Origin of the sequence: Streptomyces roseochromogenus subsp. oscitans DS 12.976 (assembly GCF_000497445.1) — a bacterium.
In the GTDB taxonomy this organism is placed as follows: Bacteria; Actinomycetota; Actinomycetes; order Streptomycetales; family Streptomycetaceae; genus Streptomyces; species Streptomyces oscitans.
The window spans coordinates 648619-666040 of the sequence record NZ_CM002285.1; the positions used below are offsets into that span (position 1 = coordinate 648619).

The following is a 17422-nucleotide window of genomic DNA, read 5'->3' on the forward strand; positions in this document are numbered from 1 at the left end:
ACGCGCTGACCGCCGCCCTGCTGAAGTCGGCCAGCGGCACGTTCGCCGACCACGGCTTCACCGCGTTCCTCCGGTCCTGGCAGACGTACGGCTTCGCGCTGACCGGCATCGCCGCGGTGGTGCTGCTGGAGAACGCGCTCCAGGCCGGTCCACTGGCCGCGGCCCAGCCGGCGCTGACCATCGGCGACGCGGTGGTGAGTCTGACGCTCGGGATGACGCTGTTCGAGGAGCGGATCCGCACCGGCTGGTGGCTCGTACCGGAGGCCTGCAGTGCGCTGCTGATCGTCGTGGGTGTGGTGGTGCTCAGCCGGGCCGTCCAGCACATCACCGTGGCATCGGCCCGGGCTGCCAGGGCGACAGAGGGTTCTTCCGGGTGATCGGCAGTGTGCCGGTCGGGTCCGGCCGCGGGTGGCGGCCGCCGGACTGGAGAGGGGCTGGCTTGCGGAGCTGATCCCGCCGACGGGCTTCTTTCCGTACTTTCTCAACCCCGCCCCTGCCGGGGCCGGCCCCGGCGCTCGACACGGAGCTGGCCGCCATCCAGGACACCCCCGTCGACCGGATCGGCCGCGACGTCGATCATCTGGAATACCACCAGGGACACCTCGGCCCCCGGCTGCGGTCGCTGCTCCACGACCCGGACACCCGTCTGGCCCGCGCCACCCAGGAGATCCACACCTACTGGGAGCCGGCGCTCGCCCCCTACTGGGCACGCATCCCCGCGGTACTGGACACGGACGTCTTCCACCGGGCCCGCCAGGTCGCCGAGCACGGTGCGGGCCACGTTCTCAACGACCTGCACACCGCGGTGAGATGGGACGGCAGCACGCTGCACCTGACCCGCCGGAGTCGGCCCCTGTCCCGCACCACAGCGGGCCCGGGGCTCCTGCTGGTCCCCTCGGCCTTCACCGGGCCGCGGCTGCCCACCCGAGTCGCACCACCCGAACCACCACAACTCGTCTGTCCAGCGCGCGGTACGGGCTCGCTCTGGACTCCCGAGCCCCCTGCCGACGCCGACGCCTTGGCCGCGGTACTCGGCCGCTCACGGACCCGCCTGCTGATCGAACTGGACACCCCGGCCTCCACCACCCAGCTGGCACACCGCACCGGACTGTCCCCGGCCGGGGTATCCCAGTACCTGACCACACTACGTGGCGCGGGCCTGGTCGGCGCCCACCGGGCCTGCCGCTCCGTCCTCTACGCCCGTACCGCCGCCGCTGAAACCCTCCTCGAAGCCGCCTTCACCACCTGAGGCCCGGTCAACCCCCGAAGGACTTCCGGAGCCGACCGGTTGACATCCCCCGAGAGGGCCCTGCCGTCAGCGCGGGTGCGTCAGCCGTACGTCCGCCACGCCGAGCAGGCCGAGGAGCGGGACCTTGCCGGTCCTCTGACGGGGATCGACCACGAGTCCGGAGCCGCGGACCAGGTCCAGCAGCAGTTCGGCAAGCGGCATCACCATGTGTCTGCCCCAGCAGCGTTCGGAGGAGTGGCCGAAGGGGAGGTAGCCCGGAGTCGTCTCGGGGTCGAGGTCGTCCCAGCGCTCGGGGCGGAAGGTGTCCGGGTCGTCCCACAGGGCAGGGTCGCGGTGGGACAGCAGTGGCAGCACCAGGACGTCGTCCCGCTCGCCGATCCGGTCGTCGACGGCCGGGTACTCGGGCGAGGCGTTGCGCAGGATGTTCCACGAGGGCGGCAGCAGCCGCAGGGACTCGAGGATGATGCCGCGGTTGGGTGTGGCGTCGTCGAAGGGCGCACCGAGCCAGAGCGCGTTGGCCACCAGGGTCGAGACGGTGAAGCACACGGGGGCGGCGGCCCTGCGGTACATGCCCATGGCGTACCGGCGCTCCTGGTAGCCGGTGGCCCGCGCGGCACGGCCCGCGAGACCGGTGAGCCGGCTGCTCGGCCGCGGCCAGCCGGGCAGCGCGGCGCCGATCGCGATCACCGACCAGGTGAGCTTCGGGGTGAGTTCGAGATTACGGCTCATCAGCATGCGCAGCCGGTAGGGGTCCTGGCCGAGGATGAGGTCACGCAGGAAGAGGTGCCCGGTCAGCGGCCAGGAGCCGGCGAGGTCCGCGTCCTCGGGCAGCGGTCCGGACAGTGCCTCGCGCACGTCGTTGCCCAGGGTGCGGGTGACGGTGGATGCCTCGGTGCGTGTGATGGAACGCCCGTGCAGTGGCTTGAAGGTGGGGCGCTCGGTCTCCGTCGCCCGGCGTGCGGCGAGGATGCGATCGGCGACCTCGTGTCCCGCGACACCGACCGTGTCAGGTTCCAGCCGGAAGACGTCCTGTCCTGTGTGGGCGCCGATGAGCGCGGCGAGCCGCGGGGCGAACACGGTGGTGCGCGCACGCGTGGCGGAAGACGGCGGCATGGATGCTCCCGGTGGTGAACGGGCGGCCGGGGAAGGGCGCGAGAGGACCGGAGGCCGCGGAACGGCGTACCACCGCTGTCCGGCCGGGCCGTGACCACGCACGGCCGGACAACGATGTCACCTCACCTGCGCGGCGAGGCGTGGGATCAGTACCAGAGGTACCAGGCGTTCGCCTTGAGGCTCTTGGCGGCCGCGACCTTGTTGCGGATGGCGAAGAGAAGCTTCATCAGTGCACCTCCTGGAGAGGGTGAACGGGCGACACACGACGACACCGGAGCCACTAGTGAAGATCGTGTGTCGATGACTCCGGGAAACTTCCCTCGCCCCACCGACGAATAATCGCCAGAGGGATCAAAACCGTTCCGGCATAGTCACTTTCAGACTTTCTCCGCTCACCGGTGCTCCGCTTTGACCACACATCCCGCCGAGCATGCCGTGATGCACCGCCCGGAGATTGGCCGGATAGGCATGCCGCCGAGCAAGGAACGACGCAACGCCCCCGGTAACCTCCGCTTCCTACCGTCTTCCTACCGTCCCGCGATCCCGTCGATCCAGGACTGGAGGCGTTCGCCCTGGACGGCCATCAGGCCGGGGTCACGCAAGGTGTTGGTGAGGACGGACATGCCCTGGTAGGCGGCGACGAGCTCGACGGCGAGGGCGGCGGCGTCGGCGCGGCCCAGCTGGGTGAACTGGGCCTCCACCCAGGCGAGCAGGGCCCGCATGACCTGCGCGGCGGCCTGGTCCAGGCCGTCGTCCCTCTTGTCCAGCTCGGTGGCGAGGGTACCGAAGGGACAGCCGTAGCGGGCCGCGGTCTCGCGCTGGTCGACCCAGCCGGCGACGAGTGCCTTCAGCCGGGCCGCCGGATCCGGGAGTGCGTCCAACTGAGCAGTCAGCGCTTCGAGTTGCTCGCGGTGGGCGTCCACCGTGGCGTCGACGAGCTGGTCCTTGGTCTTGAAGTAGTAGTAGACGTTGCCGAGCGGCACCTCTGCCGCGCGGGCGATGTCGCCGAGGGTGGTCTTCTCCACGCCCTGCTCATGGAAGACCCGTACGGCCGCCTTCACCAGGCGCTCGCGCTTGCCGCCCCGGCTGCCACCCTGGCCGGATCGACCGGATCGGCTCGGCCGCGCGACCTCGGCCGTCGGCGCGGAATTTGAGTCAGTCACCTGACTGAGGATAGACAACGGTCGCCATCACGGACTAGCGTCTCGACTTAGTTAGTCAACTAACTCAGATAGCCAGGAGAGTTGCCATGATCGTTGTCACGGGTGCCACAGGGAACGTCGGACGGGCTCTGGTCGCCGAGTTGAGCGAGGGTGGGGATACGGTGACGGCCCTCGCCCGGCACATCGGGACGGAGGACGTTCCGCCTGGTGTGCGCGCCGTTGCGGCCGATCTCGGGCAGCCGCAGAGCCTCGCTCCCGCACTGTCGGGCGCCAAGGCGCTGTTTCTGCTGGTGGCCGGCGAGGATCCGGCCGGCATTCTGCGCCAGGCCGCCGCGGCCGGGGTCGCCAAGGTGGTGTTGCTGTCCTCGCTGGGGGCGGGCACCCGGCCTGAGACGTACACGCACGCGACGCGCTTCGAGGCGGCCATGGCCCCATCGGGGCTGCCCTTCACCGTCCTGCGCTCGGGCGGGCTGGCCTCCAACGCGCTGGCCTGGGCGGAGCCGATCCGCCGGTACCGCACCGCGGCGGCACCCTTCGCCGATGTGGCACTGCCGTTTGTCGATCCGGACGATGTCGCCGCGGTGGCGGCGGCCGTGCTGCGCGGAGACGGACACGACGGCGCCCTCTACACACTGACCGGCCCGGAGCCCACCACCCCCCGGCAGCGGGCCGCCGCCATCGCGGCCGTGCTCGGCGAGCCGGTGACATTCGTCGAGCAGAGCCGCGAGGAGGCCCACGCCCAGATGATCCGGTTCATGCCGGCCGCCGTCGCCGAAGGCACGCTCGCCGTCCTCGGCGCACCCACACCGGAGGAGCAAGCGGTCGGCACGGACGTGGAGCGTCTGCTCGGCCGCCCCGCGGCCCCCTTCTCCGCGTGGGCGGCACGGCACGTGGCGGCGTTCCGCTGATCCTCCGCATGACCCCTTGGGGCCGACCGGGTGACACGAGTGACGCCTGACAACACCTTTGACAACACCTTTGCACGCCACACCGCACCAGATCGGCCCTTTTATATGTTTATCGCACTTATGGTGCGGGTGTTGGAAGCTCGACCGAGGGGGGTGCACAACGCGTCGCGGCAGGGCGCGGATGGGGATGGCGATGGGTGGAATCAGCCGACGGAATGTGGCACGCCTGGGGCTCGGCGCCGGCATCGGTGCGGCCGCCGCCCTGGCGGCGTTCGGAGGACAGGACGGACCGAGCGGCTCGCCAGGGGGCCCGAAAGGACAGGGCGCGGCGCCCCGGCAAGGGGCACTGCGGCTGATCGGGGACGGCTCGACGGCGTACACCGGACGGCAGCCGCACCAGCCGGAGCCGCCCGCGCCCCTCGAACCCGGCGAGACTCCCCCGCAGTTCGTGGTGTTCTCCTGGGACGGGGCGGGCGAGTTGGGCACCGGACTGTTCCCGCGATTCCTGGAGCTCGGCCGCACCCACGGCGCGCACATGACGTTCTTCCTGTCCGGGCTCTACCTCCTCCCGGAGGGGAAGAAGCGGCTCTACGATCCGCCGAACAACCCGGTCGGGGCCTCGGACATCGGCTACCTCACCGACGCCCACCTGAAGGAGACACTGAAGTACGTGCGTCAGGCCTGGCTGGACGGCCACGAGATCGGCACGCACTTCAACGGGCACTTCTGCGAGGGGCCCGGATCGGTGGCCAACTGGACTCCGGAGCAGTGGCGTTCGGAGATCGAGCAGGCGCGGGCATTCGTCACGTCATGGCGCACGCACACCGGCTGGCACGACCATCCGCCCCTCCCCTTCGACTACGACAAGGAACTCGTAGGCGGCCGCACCCCGTGCCTCCTCGGGCAGGCGAACCTGCTGCCGGTCGCGCGTGAACTGGGCTGGCGCTACGACGCCTCCTCGCCGGGCGGGCTGCAACGCTGGCCCAGGAAGCGGCACGGTGTCTGGGACCTGCCGCTGCAGAGCATCCCGTTTCCCGGGCACTCGTTCGAAGTGCTGTCCATGGACTACAACATGCTGGCGAACCAGTCCAAGAACTCGACGCGGGCACCTTCCTACAACTACCCGTACTGGCGCGCCCAGGCGACACAGGCCTACGTGGCAGGGTTCCAACGAGCATACGAGACCAACCGGGCGCCGCTGTTCATCGGCAACCACTTCGAGCAGTGGAACGGCGGCATCTACATGGACGCGGCGGAGGAGGCGCTCGGACAGATCGCCGGCCGGGAGGATGTACGTCTGGTCTCCTTCCGCCAGTTCGTCGACTGGCTCGACACCCAGGACCCCGCAATCCTCCGGCAACTCCGCACCCTCCAGGTCGGCGAGAAGCCGAGCGCCGGCTGGGCCGCTTTCCTGCACCCCGCCCAGAGGACCTGACAAGCCGGTCCTCCGGGCCGACGCCCGACCTGCCGGAAGTACGCGAGGCGCGTGGACAGGCCCGACAGGCCCTGTTGCCATGCCCGTTTCCCCTCTCGATTTCCTTGACCGTCCATCCGGTGAGAGCTGTTTCACGATCCCTTGGTTGCTTCGTGGAATAGTTTTTACATTCGAGCGTGGATGAGGATAGGGTTCAAGATCGCGACAGACCGGGCCACTGACCACGGATGGGGCGCGCGCTCCCGGAGTTGCTGTTTACGCAAGCCACTTTGGCGTTGTCGTCGTTGTCGTCCCTTGCACCAGGAGGTGTCATGCATTCTGCTCGGTTGTCTCGGGCCGCTCTGTTCACCGTGCTGCTCCTCACCGTCGAGACCGCCTGCACGAGTTCCGGCGGTCGCCCCGACGAAGCCCCCAGGCCTGGTGCGGTTTCGGCAGGAGACGCCTTGTTTCCCGCGTTGGGCAACAGCGGCTACGACGTCGCGCATTACGCGTTGACACTCGACTACGTCCCGGAGACCAACGAGCTGGCCGGCACCGCGGTGATCACAGCCCGGGCCGAACAGCCCCTGAGCCGCTTCTCCCTCGACCTCGCGGGCCTGAGCGTGCGCGACGCGAGCATCGACGGAGCCGACGCCGGGGTAAGCAGCAAGAAGAACAAACTCATCCTCACGCCCGCTCATCCGCTCAAGACCGGCGCGACCTTCACGACCACCATCCACTACTCCGGCACCCCGAAGATGTTCACCGCTGCGGACGCAAGCGTGGAGGGGTGGATCGAAACCGACGACGGCGCGGCAGCGCTCGGAGAACCGACAGGCTCGATGGCCTGGTTCCCGGGCAACCATCATCCGTCCGACAAAGCTCTGTACGACATCACCATCACCGTCCCCAAGGGCTACACAGCAGTCAGCAACGGCGAACTGACCGGGATACGGGACAAGGGGCGGCGTACGACGTCACGTTGGCATATGGGTGAGCCGATGGCCAGCTACGTCGCAACCGTCGTAGTGGGCAGCTTCGACATATCCACCACGACCACCGCGCAGGGGCTGCCGGTATACATCGCCATCGACCCCGACGAGGTCGAGGACTCCCCCGACATGGCCGAGCTGATCCCCCAGATCATCGACTGGGCAGGCAGCCGGTTCGGCCGCTACCCCTTTGCCAGCACCGGGGCGATCGTCGATCATCTCCCCGATCTCGAGTACGCGCTGGAGACCCAGACCAAGCCGTACTTCGAGAAGGCCCCCGACGAAACGCTGGTCGTGCACGAACTTGCCCATCAATGGTTCGGGAACTCCGTCACCCCTCGCTCCTGGCAGGACATGTGGCTGAGTGAAGGGTTCGCCACCTACGCCGAATGGATCTGGCAGGAAGACCAAGGCGACACGACCGCCGATGAGATCTTCAACGCCTTCTATGACGGCACCCACCCCGAAAGCGAGGGGATCTGGGACTTCCCTCCAGCGCAACCCCCAAGCGCCAAGCAGGTGTCCGACTCTCCCGTCTACGGACGCGGGGCCATGACCCTCCATCGTCTCCGCGAAACCGTCGGCGACAACAGCTTCTTCACCATCTTGAAGACGTGGACCGAACAACACCGGTACGGCAACGCCCACACCACCCAGTTCATCAAGCTGTGCGAGAAAGAGTCCGGCATGGATCTGACTGAACTCTTCGACACCTGGCTCTACGGCGAGGAAAAGCCGACTCTCGCGTAGCCGTTTCATCGAGTAGAGGACGGAAAAGGGCACAAGTGCACGGCCTACGGTAAATGGGGCGGGTACCGCCAGCCCGTCTCCTTCCACCCGTACCGGGGGAGAGAGCGTGGCCGGCGCGCTGGAGACGCGGACGCGCAAGTCTGCGGGCACCTGACACGCGGCTTTGCGTGTCCACGTGCGTTTCTTGGTCAGGACACGGCACGGACGTCCGCTCCTGTACACGTTCTGCCCTTCGGATGTCCCCGCACGGACCATGCCACCCCCTCCCGCACTGCCTGAGGAGAACCCTTGATCCGACGTTCGGCCCGTCCGGCCCGTCCGGCCCGTACGGTCGTCGCGGCAGCCGCCGCGCTCGCCGCCACCAGCGCGCTCACCGCCACGGCCATCGAGCCCGCCTCGGCGCACACGCCCGGACACCCGGCCGCCCGGCACGTCCTGCTGCTGTCGGTCGACGGCCTGCACCAGTCCGACTTGGCCTGGTACATCGCCCGCCACCCGCACTCGGCACTCGCCCGGCTCGCGGGAGGCGGCGTGGAGTACACACACGCGAGAAGCACCATCCCCTCCGACTCGTTCCCCGGCATGGTCGGCCAGCTCACCGGCGGCAACCCGGGCACCACGGGCGTCTACTACGACGACGGCTACGACGCCGCCCTGCTCCCGGCCGGCACCACCAAGTGCGCGGGCGCCGAGCGCGGCGCCGAGGTCGACCTCACCGAGGACCTCGACAAGAACAAGGACTCCATCGACGCGGGCCAGGGCCTGACCGGACTGCCCGGCAGCATCCTGAAGATGACCGGTCACGCCGCGAGCCTCATCGACCCGACGAAGCTGCCGGTCGACCCGAAGTCCTGCGCGCCCGTCTCCCCGCACGCGTACCTGCGGGTGAACACGGTCTTCGACGTGGCCCGCAAGGCTGGACTGCGGACCGCGTGGTCCGACAAGCACGTGGCGTACGACATCCTCAACGGCCCCTCGGGCAACGGCATCCAGGACCTGTTCGCGCCCGAGATCAACAGCACCGCCATCGGCTACCCCGCGGGCGACGACTGGACCAAGGACAACGCGGCGACCGAGCAGTACGACGGCTACAAGGTGCAGGCCGTGCTCAACGAGATCGACGGCTATGACCACAGCGGCACCCACAAGGTCGGCACCCCGGCGGTATTCGGCATGAACTTCCAGTCCGTGTCGACCGCCCAGAAGCTGCCAGCCTCCGACGGACTGGCCGGCGGCTACAAGGCCAAGGGGGTGCCCGGACCGCTGCTGGAGAAGAACCTCGCCTTCGTCGACAGGGAGGTCGGCGCGTTCGTCGCCGAGCTCGGCAAGCGGCACCTGGACGGCAGCACCACGGTCGTCCTGTCCGCCAAGCACGGCCAGTCGCCGACCGACCCGAAGGCGCTCACCCGCATCGACGACGGCCCCCTCCTGGACGGCCTCAACGCCGCCTGGAAGAAGGCTCACCCGGGCTCCGGCGACCTGGTCGCGCACGCCGTGGACGACGACGCCATGCTGATCTGGCTCACCGACCGCTCGCAGGCCGCCACCGACTTCGCCAAGGCGTACCTGCTCGCCCAGTCCGGCACCGGCAACGGCATCGACGGCAACGCCAAGCTCTTCACGGCGAGCGGCCTGAACGCCCTGTACGCGGGCGCGGACGCCGCCCGGTACTTCCATGTGAAGCCGGGTGACTCCCGCGTGCCCGACCTGTTCGGCATCACCCAGTACGGCGTCGTCTACACGGGCGGCAAGAAGAAGATCGCCGAGCACGGCGGCGCCCACGCCGACGACCTCGACGTCCCCCTCGTCGTCTCCGGCGCCGTCATCCCGCACGACGTCCGGGTCGCCGCACCGGTCGAGACCACCCAGATCGCCCCGACCATCCTGCGGCTCCTCGGCCTCGACCCGCGAGCCCTGGACGCCGTACGCGCCGAGCACACCCCCGCACTGCCCGTGCGCTGATCTCTCGGGCTGCGGGCTGGGGAGCCGCTCGCTGGGCTCCCCAGCCCCTGGCCGGTCCACAACACCACCGAGAGCGGCCGGCTCATAGCGCTGTGATCAGCAGGTGCGCCGCCAGTGCGGTGATCAGTGTGCTGGAGACAAGTGCGGTCAGGAGCCGCCCCCGGGTGCCGGTCACTGTTCGGCCGAGCAGTGCTCCACCGCTTGCCAGAAGCAGCTGCCAGCTTGCCGATGCGACGAAGGCCGCGAGAACGAACGCGGCTTGCTGGAAGTGGTCCTGAACGGCTGTGCCGCGACTGCCCAGCACGAGTGCCGCGAAGTAGATCACGGTCATGGGGTTCGTCATCGTGATCCCCAAGAGTCCCGCATACGCCCGGGCTGGGCTGAGGGGGATCTCATCGGTCCGGGTCGTCGGCTTGTGCTCGCGATAGTGGCGGATCGCCGTGGCGGCACTGCGGACAGCCAGCACGAGCAGTACACAGGCCGAGGCATACCGCAGGGGAAGCATGATCGGTTTGATCGTCGGGACGAGGGCGGCGCCGCCGAACGCGGCGATCAGGGCATACAGGCCGTCTGCGGTCGCGACGCCCAGCGCGGCACAGGCGCCGACTTTCCAGGACGTCCGAGCGGTCAGAGCCACGAGATAGGTCGCGACCGCTCCCACCGGGACGGCGATGCCGTAGCCGGCAAGGAGTCCCGCGGCCAAGGCGCCGGTCATGCCGGCAGGAGCGTCGGCCTTCGCGGTCGGCCCGGCTGCTGCTGGACTCGCACCGGCCGATCGGCGGAGGGCAACGGCAGCGGGGCGGTGGTCGTGATCATAGGCAGATCTTGTGGGTCATGCGGTTCCCGGGCAACCCGATTTTCCGGGAGCACATCAGTGGACAAAGCTGGCGAACATTGCGAGCAGCCGCTGTTCGGCACCGACGTGGCCTAGAGTCGCCGCATGCGACGAGGGACGGCACTGGCGGTCGCCGGGGCAGCGGCCCTGGCCTGGGGCGAGTGGTTGAACTGGCGCTGGTCTCGCGCACTCCTGGGGAGCGGTGGGGGCGCTTCCGAAGCCGTGGTGGTGCTGGGTTACCGAAACCCCCAGGCGACGGCGAACTTGATCAACCGCTGGCGAGTCCGTGCTGGAATTCGCTCGATCACCGGCGACAGTGCGCGTGACACTCGCGTGATCTTCAGCGGCGGCGCGACGACCAGCGGAGGCGCTGCGGAGGCGCGGTTGATGGCTGACTACGCGAAGTCGGTGCTCGAGTTCGACGGCACAGTGGTCCTCGAAGACCAAAGCAGGACGACATGGGAGAACGTCATGAAAGTGACCCCACTGCTCGAGGACGCCGACCGCATCAAAATCGTCTCCCAACCGGCTCATGCGCTCAAGGCCCGCGCGTACTTGCGGCGACAGCGCCCTGATCTTGCCGTGAAGCTCGTACGCGCGGATGACTACCGCCCCGGCGAGTGGATGATCGTCAAACCGCTGCTGGCTCTGTACGGACTCTGGACACTCCGCGGTCTCAAAGCCGGCGAGCGGAAGATCTCGCTCTAGCCGGCCGCTGGCGCGTGGTCGTAGCCGCGATCGGCCAACACGGCGTCCAGGCGGTGCCGGGGTCGGCCGCGCTTGCCTCTCACGGGCGCACGGCTTGAAGCAGCGGGATCAGCCCGGGCGACGTCGTTGCGATTGCCGCAGGCACGCGGGGGGGGAGCCGCCCGCGACGGGGAACGCGGGCGGTGCTCGGGTCAGTGACGGCCGGAGAAGAGGGTTACGGCCGTCTCGGCCACCAGGCCGGGGCGTTCCTCGTGGAGGTAGTGGCCGCAGCCGGGGACCACTTGGACGCGGAGGTCGTCGGCGTGGCGCCCGGCGTCAGTGATGACGCTCGGCGGCAGCATGAAGTCCCGCTCGCCGGCGAGGATCACGGTCGGCGTGGTCAGCCGGAGCCTCTTGTACCGGCCGAGGACCAGCTTGGCGATGTCCCGCAGGGCGAACGCGCGGTGCAGCGCCTCCCCGGCCCGCGCCCGGCCGGGCTCCTGGCTGGAGCGCACGAACTCCCCCATGGCACCCGGTGTCCATACGGCCTGCTCCACCACTCCCTTGCGCATCAGGTAGCGCGTGAAACCGGGCCGGTTGCGCAGCATCCAGCGGCCCAGCAGCGGCTGTTCCAGCACCGCCGTGTACCAGAACCGCCAGGACTCCGGCATCAGCCGCCGGTGCAGCGGCCAGGGGTGCATCATGTTCAGCGCCAGGTGGTGCCGGATCCGCTCCGGGGCCGTGAGACACACGTGGAACCCGGTCCACGCGCCCCAGTCGTGCCCGATGAGATGGACCCGGTCCAGGCCCAGTTCGTCCAGAAGGCCGAGCACGTCGGCGACCCGGCTGTCGGTGTCGTAGCCCTGGTGCGGGGCATCGGACCAGCCGAAACCGCGCTGGTCCACGCAGAGCAGCCGGTACCGGCCGGACAGCAGCGGGATCAGCTGCCGCCAGCCGTACCAGTGCTGGGGGAATCCGTGCAGCAGGACAACGGGTTCTCCTTGGCCGGCCTCCGCGATGTGCAGGCGCAGACCGCGCACGCTGACATAACGGTGGCGGACTCCGTCCAGTTCGGGCAACGGCGGGATGTGGTCCACGGTCTCCACGAGTGCTCCAGTCAGGTGTTGGAGGGAGCTGGTCGGCCTGTCAGGAGTCGCCAGGCGCGCGAAAGGTTCCGTCCGTCCCCCGATCGATGCCACCGGCGGGCTGCACGAGGTGTTCTTCCTGCGCCTGGCCCGCTCATGGCAGTCGGTATCCTGGGTTTTCCGGACTCGAACGAGGCAGCGTGGTGCCGATGCGCTCCCTGCTTCACCGGCTTTGAACGCCTGCGGGGCCAGGTGCGGCTCTCCCGCCGTACGACACAGAGGGGGCTACGGGGATGACCAGTTCGGGGAGCAGGGGCTGGCCGGCAGCCGAACTGGACACGGTGCGCCGCCTGAAGGTCATCGCGTCGGCCACCGGGCATCCGTCGTTCGCCGAGCGCCATTACGCCGTGCCGCTGGAGCGGCTGTGGTCCGTCGCCTCGGACCTGGAGCACGAACTCCCGCTCATCGTCACGGGATTGCGCTCCTTCTCCGTCACCGAGGCCGACGGTGAGCGGCTGTCGGGCGAGGCGGTCAGCGTCCTCGGGGTCCGGGAGCGGTTCGACGTCGTGCTGCGCCCCGGCTGGTGCCTGATGCAGGGCAAGGTGCTGACCAGCGGCATGGCCGCCACCGCGGACGGCGACGGCTGCCGGTTCGCCTTCTTCACCAGCCTGCGGCTTCCCGGCGGCGGTGTGCTCGACCGGCTGCGCGGACCGTGGTCCGCGCGGCGGGCCGAGGACCTGCTCGACCGGCTCGGGGTCCGGGTGGCAGCCCGGTCAGCCCCAGGCCGAGCGGAATGACCGCCGGGCCCGGAACAGCCGGGAGCGGACCGTCCCCACTGGTATCTCCAGCAGCTCGGACACCTCCTGCTCGCTGAGTCCCTCCGCATGACGGAGCATCAGCACCGCCCGGTGCTCGGGTGTCAGCCGGTGCAGGGCGTCGGCGATGTCGGACGCCAGGTGGATTTCTCCGGAGGCGGGCACCTCCTCTCCTTCCATGGACACCGTCGGCTGCCGGCGACGCCGCCTCGCGAACTTCAGTGCCTCACGCACGGCGATCGCCCGGACCCAGCCGAACAGGGCTGCGGGTTCCTTGAGTTGGCGAATGCTGCGGAAGACCGCGATGAGGGTCTCCTGTGCCGCGTCCGCACCGTCCTGCAGGGCTACGGGCCCGCAGATCCGTCCGACGTAGGGGGCGAGAACGCCGAGCAGTTCGTCCATCGCCAGCGCGTCGCCGCACTGCGCCCCCTCGACCAGGCGGGCGAGTAGTTGCGGATCGTGGAACGTACTCGTGTTGCCGTCCCCCGTCACCGCGTCCCTGCCTCCGGCCCCGCCACACCCCTGAGGGCACAGAAGGGGAATGCCCGCGGCAATGCACTCACCGGGTTTCTCGCGCACAGGAAGCACAGAACCATGAATTCATAACCCCGTTGATGGCGAATTGGACAGCACGCACACCGCCCGCAACCCTAGCACCGGGCTCAGAGGCCCCGGGAGGCCGAAAACCCCGGAACGGCAGCCGCCCGGCGGGGAACGAAATCTGCAGCACGGAACGCGGCAGCGCGGGCACCCGCCGAAAAAGGCCACGGAATCCTACGCAGCTGCGAAGTTGAGCTCCAGGCAGAGGCGGCCGCCGGCACATGCCCCCCCCGATCCCGGCATGAGTTCCGGCCAGAGCGCAAAAAGCCGGGAGTACCAGGGCTCTCCCGCACCTCCTTCCCACCGTAGCTCCCGAACCGACACCGCCCTGGTGCCGCTGGAGCATCGACGACCAGGAGAGGAGAACGACAGATGACAACCGCGCGAGCGGGCACCCACGAACAGGGCCCGCCGTCCCCGCAGAGCGCACCGGAGGATCCGTGGGCCACAGCGGCCCCGCTCGTCCTGGCCGCGCAGTCCGGTGACGTCATGGCGCTCAACGACCTCCTGAGCCTGCTCACCCCGTATGTGAGCAGGCTGTGCCGACCGATCGCCCTGGGCCACAACGCCGACGCCGTCCAGGAAGCGCTGATCGCCGTCTTCCAGGGCCTGCCCCGGCTCAAGGATCCGCGCGCCCTGTACGCGTGGGTGCGCACCATCACGGTGCGCGAGGCGGTGCGGGTGGCCCGCCGGACGGAGCGGGAGACCCCGGTGAGCGAGTTCGACGACATCGCCTGGCCGGACAGTCCAGAACTGGCCGTGGACATACGGGACGTCCTGCGGCGCATGTCCACCGAGCACCGAGCGGTCCTGGTCCTGCGCGAGCTGGAGGGCATGGACGAGCGGACGGCGAGCGACATACTCGACATCTCCCGCGGCACGCTGAAGTCCCGGCTGCACCGTGCCCGTCACAGTTTCCGAAAGGCGTGGGCGCGATGAACCTGAACGGGACTGTGGCCGAGCTCGACCCGGTGCGCCGGCTGCGTGTCATGGCTGCGGGGCTGAACGCGGTCATGTATGCGGAAGCGCATGTGGACCTGCCGATGCGGGACATCTGGGCCGTGGCGAGCGACCTGGAGGGCGAACTGCCCCACCTGGTACCGACCCTGCGTGCCTTCCGCTGCCGTCCGGCCTCGGGTGACCGCCGGCTGGCCTGGGCGTACGGTCCGCTCGGCCACACCGCCCGGTTCGACGTGCTGCTGCAGACGGGATGGTGTCTGATGCAGAGCCGCTATGTGGTCGGTGGCATGGCAGCCGTACCCGAGGGGCGTGGAACCCGGTTCGCGGTGCTCGGTGGGATGCGCCAGCCCTGGTCCGCACCCGTCCAGCGGGCGCTGCGCCCTGTCGGGCGCTCCCGGGGCCTGCTGATGGTGGAGCGCGCCGTCCGGCGTGCCGAGCTCCGCCGCGGCCGGAAGCCGGCCTGAGCCGGCGCCGGGCAGCAACGCCCGGATCACGGACCTCTGCTCAGATCGCGGGACCGTACCCGCATGGCCCTGTGCCGACGCGACACCCCAACCACCAAGCGGCTGACGGCACTCTGGTACCACTCTTCGTCAAGGTCGTTTCGACACGGCTTCGGGAGTCACCCTCGGCACTTCGCCTCCGGCGATCGTGGCGGGCGCGTTTCACGCCCGCCACGTGTGGATTCACGTGTGGTTTCACGTGTGAATCGGTGCCGGGCGGCGGCGGTCGCCGCCGGGAGCAGTGGTCAACCCGTGTGGACCTTCAGTGCCGTCCGGACGGCGGATTCGAGGGCGCCTTCGATCCAGGCGGGCTTGATGGATGTGTGGTCTCCCGCGAAATGCAGCGACCCTTCGGAGGCGGGGATGTCGGGGAACAGTTCTGTGTGCTGGCCGGGGAACAGCACGGATGCCTCCCCGTAGGCGTAGTGGTCGCGCATCCACGACTGGGTCTTGCACTTGGTGGTGAAGAAGACCTCGCAGCGGCGGCCGTAGATGGCCTGTACTCCGGCGAGCGCGCGCAGATATCGCTCGTCGTCGGTGTAGGCGTCCCACTTGAGAGCGTCGTCGGACCAGCTGTAGGAGGCGAGCGTGATGCCTCCGTCGCCGATTTCCGTACCTCCTGAGTGCTCGAAGTAGACGAAGCGGTTGGCGTTGTCGCTCACGGAGCCGCCGCCGCGGGTATGAGCGGCTTCGGGCTCACCGCTCATGACGGGGCGGAAGGCGGTGAAGCACTTCTTGAGTTTGTCGGGGATCGTCACCCCGAGGTCCTTCACGGACTTGTGAGCACCGAGGTACGTGCCATCCTCGACCCGGCCCGCCTTGTACTTGTCGTAGAGCTTGTGCTCGATGGAGTTCAGCGCCTCCTTCCACTGCTCCTCGGTGAACTCCCACCAGCGGCGGGAGAATTCCAGCAGCACCTTGGTCGCGGCGTCGTAGTGCAGTTCCGTGATGGCCCGGCGCTTGCCGTAGGTGAGCGGCGGGTCGAAGGCCACGTGGCGCAGTCCGGAGAAGGGCACGGTGATGATCGCCTCGTCGCCCTCGAAGACCTCTGTGACACCCCCGTTGCCGGTCTGGCAGTCCTCGGAAACGGTGTGCACCTTCACTTTGCCATCGTGGTGTTCGATGCGTACGGCACGCCTGTCGAGCCTCACCTTGCCCTTCACGGGCGCGTACAGCGCGTCGGCGAGCAGTGCGGTCCCGCCCTTGATCTCCCAGAACTTGGTCTTGGGGTCGATCAGGGCGCTGGACAGGAAGCTGTGCAGGAAGGAGAGATGCAGCCGAGAGGTCAGGTTCTGGACGGTACCGATGAGGTCGATGGTCCTGATGTCGAGCTTGGCGACTTCGGTGAGGTACCGGTACATGGACCAGTGGCCGTACCTCTTGAGGACCTCGACCCAGCCGTTGACGAGGGCTGTGCCTTCCTTGCCCCGGATGAGCTGGTGTGCGGGTTCGAGGGCGTCTGCGAGGATTGCGGAGGCGGTCTTGGTGCGGTTGGGGCCCGTGACACCGAAGGTGTCGTTGATCTTTGCGGGGTTCTTCTCGTAGTCGGCCCGGCGCATATGGACGCCATTGACGTGGATCCAGGTGCGGTTGGCCTTCTTCGTCGGGTTCTTGACCTCCACGTCCACGAGGTAGAACTCCTGGAGCGGGAGGCCGTGCTTCTTCAGCAGTGCCATGAGGAGGGGGTGGCTGTCGGGCAGCCGCATGGCCCCGGCTTCCGCGTACTGCTTGGGGTCGGCGAAGGGCTGCTCCCCGTTCTCGTGGCCGCCCTTGCGGAACGTCTTGATACGGCCCCCGACCCGATTGCCGTTGGCTTCGATCACGGTGACATCGTGGCCCGCCCGGTTGAGCAGGTCGGCGGCGAGCAGCCCGGCCGGCCCGGCCCCGACGATCAGGACCCGCTTCGTCGCCTTCGCCCGGCTGGCGGGCAGGCCGTTCTCGATGGCCTTCAGGTAGGCCGGGACGAGGGGTTGGTCGTGCTCGTCGTAGACGGTGATGGCGCGCGCGACCGTGGTGTACGCCCGGGGATCGGTGCCGGGCGGCGCCTCTGCCGGCACCGTCGAGGGCGCGGTGGCGGGGCTCAGCGCGGTCGCGGGCGCGACGGAGGCGGCGGTGAGTCCGGCAGCGAGCGCCGAGGCACCTGTCGCCGTGACCACAGCGCGCCGCGAGGGCTGTGAGGCCGGCGAAGCACTCGACGCAGGCTGCTCCTCGCCTGACACGTCTGTGTTCCGCGTGGTCGCCGGAGTCATGTCGGGATTGCTCATGTTGTGTGAACGCATGGCTCATCACACTTGGCATACGAGCGACACCAAGCCAGCGCCTTCACACGGACGGGGACGGTAAACCACTCCCACGGCTACAAGAAGCGCCAGCCGGTCAACGGGCC

At 69.0% G+C, this 17422-nt stretch carries 17 protein-coding genes and 1 pseudogene; 10 read left to right on the forward strand and 8 right to left on the reverse strand.

The window, feature by feature from the left end; all coding sequences use genetic code 11:
* Positions 1–377 (forward strand): annotated as a pseudogene (locus M878_RS53205) (DMT family transporter); the annotation flags it as partial.
* A 104-nt stretch (positions 378–481) separates the two neighbouring features.
* Here the strand turns inward: M878_RS53205 and M878_RS99385 are convergent.
* Positions 482–631: a hypothetical protein gene (locus tag M878_RS99385; protein ID WP_245238014.1), complete on the reverse strand. Its 150-nt coding sequence runs from the start codon at positions 629–631 to the stop codon at positions 482–484.
* A gap of 387 nt (positions 632–1018) precedes the next feature.
* On the opposite strand from M878_RS99385, the gene M878_RS99390 reads away from it, so the two are divergent.
* A complete protein-coding gene (locus M878_RS99390) occupies positions 1019–1249 on the forward strand; it encodes an ArsR/SmtB family transcription factor (RefSeq protein ID WP_023544635.1) in 231 nt (76 codons plus the stop codon).
* Positions 1250–1315: 66 nt separating this feature from the next.
* On the opposite strand, the gene M878_RS53215 is transcribed toward M878_RS99390, so the two are convergent.
* The 3 genes from M878_RS53215 to M878_RS53220 form a co-directional block, all read right to left on the reverse strand.
* Positions 1316–2362, reverse strand: a complete 1047-nt coding sequence (locus M878_RS53215; protein WP_023544636.1) for a cytochrome P450 — start codon at positions 2360–2362, stop codon at positions 1316–1318.
* A gap of 146 nt (positions 2363–2508) precedes the next feature.
* A complete protein-coding gene (locus M878_RS000000101705) occupies positions 2509–2589 on the reverse strand; it encodes a tryptorubin family RiPP precursor (protein WP_351572402.1) in 81 nt (26 codons plus the stop codon).
* A gap of 300 nt (positions 2590–2889) precedes the next feature.
* The gene (locus M878_RS53220; RefSeq protein WP_483414726.1) at positions 2890–3426 is read right to left on the reverse strand and encodes a TetR/AcrR family transcriptional regulator; all 537 of its coding nucleotides are present in this window, start codon (positions 3424–3426) and stop codon (positions 2890–2892) included.
* A gap of 185 nt (positions 3427–3611) precedes the next feature.
* Here M878_RS53220 and M878_RS53225 point away from each other — a divergent pair, with 185 nt between their 5' ends.
* The 4 genes from M878_RS53225 to M878_RS53240 all read left to right on the forward strand — a co-directional run bounded on the left by M878_RS53225 (position 3612) and on the right by M878_RS53240 (position 9551).
* Positions 3612–4433, forward strand: a complete 822-nt coding sequence (locus M878_RS53225) for an SDR family oxidoreductase (RefSeq protein ID WP_023544638.1) — start codon at positions 3612–3614, stop codon at positions 4431–4433.
* Between the two features lie 193 nt (positions 4434–4626).
* Entirely contained in the window at positions 4627–5868 is a 1242-nt protein-coding gene (locus M878_RS53230; protein ID WP_031223864.1) for a polysaccharide deacetylase family protein, read from the forward strand.
* A gap of 311 nt (positions 5869–6179) precedes the next feature.
* Complete coding sequence (locus M878_RS53235; protein WP_031223865.1) at positions 6180–7589, forward strand: M1 family metallopeptidase; 1410 nt, start codon at positions 6180–6182, stop codon at positions 7587–7589.
* Positions 7590–7877: 288 nt separating this feature from the next.
* The gene (locus tag M878_RS53240; protein WP_023544641.1) at positions 7878–9551 is read left to right on the forward strand and encodes an alkaline phosphatase family protein; all 1674 of its coding nucleotides are present in this window, start codon (positions 7878–7880) and stop codon (positions 9549–9551) included.
* 82 nt (positions 9552–9633) lie between these two features.
* On the opposite strand, the gene M878_RS53245 is transcribed toward M878_RS53240, so the two are convergent.
* Positions 9634–10266, reverse strand: coding sequence for a LysE family transporter (locus tag M878_RS53245; protein ID WP_023544642.1), 633 nt, complete (start codon positions 10264–10266; stop codon positions 9634–9636).
* Between the two features lie 225 nt (positions 10267–10491).
* Here M878_RS53245 and M878_RS46815 point away from each other — a divergent pair, with 225 nt between their 5' ends.
* Positions 10492–11094 (forward strand): YdcF family protein, encoded by a 603-nt coding sequence (locus M878_RS46815; RefSeq protein ID WP_031223871.1) that lies wholly within the window; start codon positions 10492–10494, stop codon positions 11092–11094.
* A 191-nt stretch (positions 11095–11285) separates the two neighbouring features.
* Here the strand turns inward: M878_RS46815 and M878_RS53250 are convergent, their stop codons facing one another.
* On the reverse strand, positions 11286–12179 hold the full coding sequence (locus M878_RS53250; protein WP_023544644.1) for an alpha/beta fold hydrolase: 894 nt from the start codon (positions 12177–12179) through the stop codon (positions 11286–11288).
* 272 nt (positions 12180–12451) lie between these two features.
* On the opposite strand from M878_RS53250, the gene M878_RS46820 reads away from it, so the two are divergent.
* Complete coding sequence (locus tag M878_RS46820; protein ID WP_051430059.1) at positions 12452–12955, forward strand: hypothetical protein; 504 nt, start codon at positions 12452–12454, stop codon at positions 12953–12955.
* On the opposite strand, the gene M878_RS53255 is transcribed toward M878_RS46820, so the two are convergent.
* Positions 12932–13465 carry an RNA polymerase sigma factor gene (locus M878_RS53255; protein WP_023544646.1) on the reverse strand — a complete coding sequence of 178 codons (534 nt, stop codon included), beginning with the start codon at positions 13463–13465 and terminating at the stop codon, positions 12932–12934. The two genes, M878_RS46820 and M878_RS53255, sit on opposite strands and share 24 nt — an antisense overlap.
* A 480-nt stretch (positions 13466–13945) precedes the next feature.
* On the opposite strand from M878_RS53255, the gene M878_RS53260 reads away from it, so the two are divergent.
* Complete coding sequence (locus tag M878_RS53260) at positions 13946–14512, forward strand: RNA polymerase sigma factor (protein ID WP_023544647.1); 567 nt, start codon at positions 13946–13948, stop codon at positions 14510–14512.
* Positions 14509–14997: a hypothetical protein gene (locus M878_RS53265; protein ID WP_158692629.1), complete on the forward strand. Its 489-nt coding sequence runs from the start codon at positions 14509–14511 to the stop codon at positions 14995–14997. The genes M878_RS53260 and M878_RS53265 overlap by 4 nt, the downstream gene beginning before the upstream one ends.
* Positions 14998–15281: 284 nt before the next feature.
* On the opposite strand, the gene M878_RS53270 is transcribed toward M878_RS53265, so the two are convergent.
* Positions 15282–17300 (reverse strand): flavin monoamine oxidase family protein, encoded by a 2019-nt coding sequence (locus M878_RS53270; RefSeq protein WP_425347926.1) that lies wholly within the window; start codon positions 17298–17300, stop codon positions 15282–15284.
* Positions 17301–17422: the final 122 nt, after the last annotated feature.